Source organism: bacterium, assembly GCA_035371905.1.
GTDB lineage: Bacteria > Ratteibacteria > UBA8468 > B48-G9 > JAFGKM01 > JAMWDI01.
In genome coordinates this window covers 1-5,457 of record DAORXQ010000102.1, presented here as the reverse complement: position 1 = coordinate 5,457, position 5,457 = coordinate 1, and the positions used below count along the sequence as shown (strand labels likewise).

Here is a 5,457-nt window from a genome sequence, read left to right as displayed (position 1 = left end):
AATATGTGAAACAATTATAGAGATTAATTATAAACTGCCTGAAGAGGTGAAAAAATATATTAAAATTGCTTATGAAAACGAAAAAGAGAAGTATTCCAGAAAATATTTAGAAATCATACTTAAAAATATTGAAATTGCTGAAAGAGAAAGAATTCCTTTATGTCAGGATACTGGACTTGCAATTATATTTGCAGAAATAGGGATAAATGTAAAAATTGAGAAAGGTATATATAAAGACCTTACAGAGATAATAAACAAAGGGGTTGAAAAAGGGAGTAAAAAAGGTTTTTTAAGGAATTCTGTGGTGAGTGCAATAGAAAGAGAGAATACAGGAAATAATACTCCATGTATTATTCATTACTTGGTGAATGAGGGTGATAAATTAAAGTTTACAATAATTGCAAAGGGTTTCGGTTCAGAGAATAAAAGCAGATTAAAGATGCTTAATCCCTCAGAAGGAAAAATGGGTATAGAAAATTTTATAATTGAAACAGTGGAAAAAGCAGGTAGTTCTCCCTGTCCACCTGTTTTTATTGGTGTTGGAATTGGTGGTTCTTTTGAGAAAGCAGCGTTGCTTTCAAAATATGCTTTGAGTAAAATTGGAGATGAAAATTCCAAATACAGAGATTGGGAGAAAGAAATTCTTTTTAAAATAAACAAGTTAAAAATAGGACCTTCAGGATTTGGTGGTAATGTTACAGCACTTGATTTAAAAATTGAAACTTATCCAACTCATATAGCAGGTTTGCCTGTTGCTGTAAATTTATGCTGTTGGGCTCACAGAATGGGGAGTTTTGAAATATGAAAAAAATATATTTCCCATTGAAAAATGAAAAAGATTTAAAAAAACTTAAAGCAGGAGATTATGTTTTAATAAATGGGAAAATTTTAACAGCAAGGGATGCGGCACATAAAAAATTGATTGAAATTATAAACTTGAAAAAAAATATTCCTATAGAGATAAAAAATGAATTAATTTATTATACAGGTCCTTCTCCTACTCCTGAGGGAAAAATAGTTGGTTCAATTGGTCCTACAACGAGTGAGAGAATGGATAATCTGACAATCCCTTTGTTAAAACTTGGTTTAAAAGGAACTATGGGAAAAGGAGAAAGAGGAAAAGAAATAGTAAAAGCATTTAAAAGATTTAAAGCGGTTTATTTTATTACTTATGGTGGGTGTGGTGCTTATTTAAGTCAATTTGTGAAAGGAATAAAGTTGTTGGCTTTTGAAGAATTAGGACCAGAAGCAATTTATCAACTTGAAGTATATGAATTTCCTGCAATAGTTGGGATTGATATTTATGGAGATAATTTCTTTAATTATAGAAAGGTATAATTTATATCAGCGGCCATAGTTCAAATGGATAGAACATCGGGTTGCGGACCCGAGAGTTGCCCGTTCAAGTCGGGCTGGCCGCATATTTACGGGGTGTGGCTCAGCCTGGTAGAGCACTTGGTTCGGGACCAAGGGGCCTCCGGTTCAAATCCGGACACCCCGAATTTTTTTAATTTCAGGTTTTATTTTTATTCAACTTTTTAAGTTTTTCTCTATAGTATTTTTTTTCTTCTTCTGTAGCATAGTCAATAATAAGAACTCCATTCAGATGGTCAATTTCGTGCTGGAAACATCTTGCCATTAAATCTCTTCCTTCTAATACAATTTCTTTTCCTTTTTCATTTAATCCTTTAATAACTACAATTTTATTTCTATTTATTGAAAAGTAGATTTCAGGAAAACTTAAACAACCTTCTATGTCAATTTGTTCTCCTTTGGTATCAATTATTTCTGGATTTATAACTGTTATTAAGTTATTGTTTTCTTTGTCGTGTGCTATAAAAATTCTTTTTGATACCCCAACTTGAGGAGCAGCGAGTCCAATTCCTTTGAAATGTAAAAGAGTTTCTTTCATTGATTTTATTAATTTAACGATTTTTTCATCTATGTTTTTTACTGATTCTGCCTTTTTCCTTAAAATTTCTTCACCGTATTTTCTTATTTTTCTCATTTTAACATATCACTTTTGTACCAAGATATTTTTCAACAATTTTTATTGCACAATATTTTCCACACATCGTACATACATCTTTTTCTTTGATAGGAAATTTTTTTCTTAATTTTTCAAATTTTTCTTTATCAACTGCTATTTCCTTCTCTTTTTCCCAGTCTCTTTTAGTTCTTGCTATATCCATTGAAAAATCAATTTCAATCGCTTTTTTAATACCCTTCCCTATATCTCCTATATGAGCAGCAATTTTAGCAACAATAACTCCTTCTTTTACCTCTTCAACCCCGGGCAATGATAGATGTTCACTCGGAGTAACATAACAAAGGAAATCCGCTCCTTTCCATGCAGCAATTGCACCTCCAATTGCAGAAGTGATATGGTCATAACCCGGAGCAATGTCAGTTACAATTGGTCCGAGGACATAAAAAGGAGCACCTTTACATATCTTTTTCTCTATTAAAACATTACTTTCAATTTCATTTATTGGTATATGCCCAGGTCCTTCAATTATAACCTGTACATTATTTTCCCATGCATATTTTGTTAATTCTCCAAGAGTCAGTAATTCTTCAATTTGAGAAATGTCTGTTGAATCAATAAGTCCTCCCGGTCTTAATCCGTCTCCTAAACTTAAAACAAGGTCGTATTTTTTTGCAATTTCTATTAATCTATCAAAGTTTTTATATAATGGATTTTCTTTTTCATTTGCAAGTATATATGAAATAAGAAAAGCCCCTCCTCTGCTTACAACAAGTGTTTTTCTTGGATTTTTTTTAAGTCGTTCAATTGTCTTTAAATTTACTCCACAATGAACTGTAACAAAACTTACTCCATCTTCTGCTTGTTTTTCTATTGTTTCAAAAATTTTATCCTCATTCATCTTTATTATTCCACCTTTTTCCTTTATCGCTTCTATCCCTGCCTGATAAATCGGAACTGTTCCCACTGGGACATTACTTTCTTTTAAAATTTTTTTTCTTATTTCATCAATATTTCCTCCTGTGCTTAAATCCATAACTGTATCTGTTCCATATTTTTCAGCAATCTTTAATTTTTCTAACTCAAGTTTTATGTCACAGACATCGGGAGATGTCCCAATATTCGCATTTATTTTTGTTCTTAATCCTTCCCCAATACCAACAACTTTATCTTTATGTTTTAAAATGATGATTTTCCCTTCACTTACTTTTTTTGCAAGTTCTTCTTCTTCAAGTCCTTCCTCTTTTGCTATCTTTTTAACTGCCTCACTTATAATTCCCTTTTTTGCAATTTCTTTTTCAAGTCCTTTCATTCAAGTATCCCTCCTGTATTTGCCGATTTAACAAGTTTTGCATATCTTGCAAGCACTCCTCTTAATTCTTTTTTTAAAATTTTCATTTCTTTTTTTCTCTTTTCCATTTCATCTTTACTTACCTTTAATTCTATTTTTCTTTCAGGTATATTTATTTCAATAATATCTCCGTTTTTTACATAAGCAATCGGACCTCCTTCTGCTGCTTCAGGACTTACATGTCCAATACAGGGTCCTCTTGTACCTCCTGAAAATCTTCCATCTGTGATTAAAGCAACTTTTTCTTCTAACCCTTTTCCGCTTATTGCTGAAGTTATTGAAAGCATTTCTCTCATTCCTGGACCACCTTTAGGACCTTCATATCTTATAACTATCACACCTTCTTTTATTTTACCTTCAATTACTGCATTCATAGCATCTTCTTCACAATCAAAAACAATTGCTTTTCCTGTAAACTTGAGCATATTTTCTTTCACCGCTGATTGTTTAACTACTGCACCGGAGGGAGCAAGAGAACCTTTAAGAATAGCAATTCCACCTTCTTTCATATAAGGACTTTTAATATCTTTTATAACATTTCTGTCATATATTTCTGCTCTTTTTATTATATCACCAATTTTTTTACCACTTACTGTCAAACAACCTTCTTCAATCAATCCCTTTTTACTTAGTTCTTTCATAACTGCTGAGATTCCGCCCGCTCTATCAAGATTTTGGATATGCTGATTTGATGCAGGAGAGAGTTTACAAATATTAGGGGTAATTCTGCTTAATTTATCAAAAATTTCAAGGTCAAGTTTAATTCCTGCTTCATTTGCAATTGCGGGTAGATGAAGAACTGTATTAGTGGAGGCTCCAATAGCCATATCAACTACAATTGCATTTTTAAAACTTTCAAATTTTATAATGTCAAGGGGTTTTAGGTTCTTATTGACAAGTTCAACAATTTTCATGCCTGTATATTTTGCTAATCTTATTCTTCTTGCATCAACAGCTGGTATTGTTCCATTTCCAGGTAAAGCAAGTCCAAGTGCTTCCGATAAACAGTTCATTGAATTTGCTGTAAACATTCCTGCACAACTTCCTGCTCCAGGACATGCTCTTTCCTCAATTAATTTCAGTTGTTCTTCTGTTATTTCTTTATTCAAAAATTTTCCAATACCTTCAAAAACACTTATTAAATCAATTTCTTTTCCATCAGGTAGAATTCCGCATAACATAGGCCCACCACTAATAAAAATTCCTGGAATATTTAATCTTAATAAAGCCATTAACATTCCGGGTACAATCTTATCACAACTTGCTATCATAACAATTCCGTCAAATTGATGTGCCTGTGCCATTATTTCAACACTATCAGCAATAGTTTCTCTTGAAACTAAACTGTATTTCATCCCGATATGACCCATTGCAATTCCATCACAAACTCCTATAACACCAAATTCAACAGGAGTTCCACCTGCCATTCTTACTCCTGCTTTTACTGCTTCTGTAATTCTATTCAGATGTATATGTCCTGGAATTATTTCATTTCCAGAGTTTGCAATTCCTATAATCGGTCTTTCTATCTCTTCATCTGTTAAGCCAATTGCTTTTAATAAACTTCTGTGAGGTGCTCTAACATATCCCTTTTTTATATTATCACTTCTCATTTTTCCTCCCATTTATATTTTTCAACTTTAAAATTTAAAAGATTTACAGGTATCATTTTATTATATAGCAATTATTCCAACAAATAAAGGGGTTTAATTTTGTTTAATATAATTTATTTATTCAGCAAATCTGGCAATAACGATAGGAGTGAAAATTTTTACATTTTTTGTTTTGTCATCCAGAAATCCTTCATTTGTACCCCATAGATATAAGGTTCCATTTTTTAATAAAGCAACAGAATAACTTCCCGATGCTGAAATTTCCTTTACATTTTTTAAAGTTTCTTCTCCAACAAGTATACTTATTGGGAAATTTATTTTTTTTAAAATTTTATTGCCGAGTTGACCAAAAACATTACTTCCCATAACAAAAACTTCTCCATTTTTACTCAAGATAACTGTATGATTTCTTCCTGCAGAAACTTCTTTTGCATCTGAAAAAAATCCATCTCCATTTTTCCCAAAAACTTTTACAGGAAAATTTTTATTTACAAAACTTCCATCAC

At 31.7% G+C, this 5,457-nt stretch carries 6 protein-coding genes and 2 tRNA genes; 4 read left to right on the top strand and 4 right to left on the bottom strand.

What is annotated here, in order from left to right; genetic code table 11:
* Window position 1 precedes the first annotated feature (1 nt).
* From PKV21_08765 to PKV21_08750, 4 genes are all read left to right on the top strand, one after another.
* Window positions 2–805, top strand: coding sequence for a fumarate hydratase (locus PKV21_08765; GenBank protein HOM27576.1), 804 nt, complete (start codon window positions 2–4; stop codon window positions 803–805).
* The gene (locus PKV21_08760) at window positions 802–1,338 is read left to right on the top strand and encodes a FumA C-terminus/TtdB family hydratase beta subunit (GenBank protein ID HOM27575.1); all 537 of its coding nucleotides are present in this window, start codon (window positions 802–804) and stop codon (window positions 1,336–1,338) included. Before PKV21_08765 ends, PKV21_08760 begins: the two co-directional genes overlap by 4 nt.
* A gap of 9 nt (window positions 1,339–1,347) precedes the next feature.
* A tRNA-Arg gene (locus PKV21_08755) sits at window positions 1,348–1,421 on the top strand.
* A 6-nt stretch (window positions 1,422–1,427) separates the two neighbouring features.
* Window positions 1,428–1,501 (top strand) — tRNA-Pro (locus PKV21_08750).
* Between the two features lie 12 nt (window positions 1,502–1,513).
* Here the strand turns inward: PKV21_08750 and def are convergent.
* From def to PKV21_08730, 4 genes are all read right to left on the bottom strand, one after another.
* Window positions 1,514–2,008 carry a peptide deformylase gene (gene def, locus PKV21_08745; GenBank protein ID HOM27574.1) on the bottom strand — a complete coding sequence of 165 codons (495 nt, stop codon included), beginning with the start codon at window positions 2,006–2,008 and terminating at the stop codon, window positions 1,514–1,516.
* Between the two features lies 1 nt (window position 2,009).
* Window positions 2,010–3,299 carry a phosphomethylpyrimidine synthase ThiC gene (thiC, locus tag PKV21_08740; GenBank protein ID HOM27573.1) on the bottom strand — a complete coding sequence of 430 codons (1,290 nt, stop codon included), beginning with the start codon at window positions 3,297–3,299 and terminating at the stop codon, window positions 2,010–2,012.
* The gene (gene ilvD, locus PKV21_08735; GenBank protein ID HOM27572.1) at window positions 3,296–4,951 is read right to left on the bottom strand and encodes a dihydroxy-acid dehydratase; all 1,656 of its coding nucleotides are present in this window, start codon (window positions 4,949–4,951) and stop codon (window positions 3,296–3,298) included. The genes thiC and ilvD overlap by 4 nt, the downstream gene beginning before the upstream one ends.
* 117 nt (window positions 4,952–5,068) lie before the next feature.
* On the bottom strand, window positions 5,069–5,457 hold a 389-nt coding region (locus PKV21_08730), incomplete at its 5' end, for a hypothetical protein (GenBank protein HOM27571.1).

Bases quoted from the DNA above. Each gene is read 5' to 3' on its own strand.
- PKV21_08760 (HOM27575.1), top strand. From the start codon at position 802: ATGAAAAAAATATATTTCCCATTGAAAAATGAAAAAGATTTAAAAAAA.
- def (HOM27574.1), bottom strand. From the start codon at position 2,008: ATGAGAAAAATAAGAAAATACGGTGAAGAAATTTTAAGGAAAAAGGCA.
- thiC (HOM27573.1), bottom strand. From the start codon at position 3,299: ATGAAAGGACTTGAAAAAGAAATTGCAAAAAAGGGAATTATAAGTGAG.
- ilvD (HOM27572.1), bottom strand. From the start codon at position 4,951: ATGAGAAGTGATAATATAAAAAAGGGATATGTTAGAGCACCTCACAGA.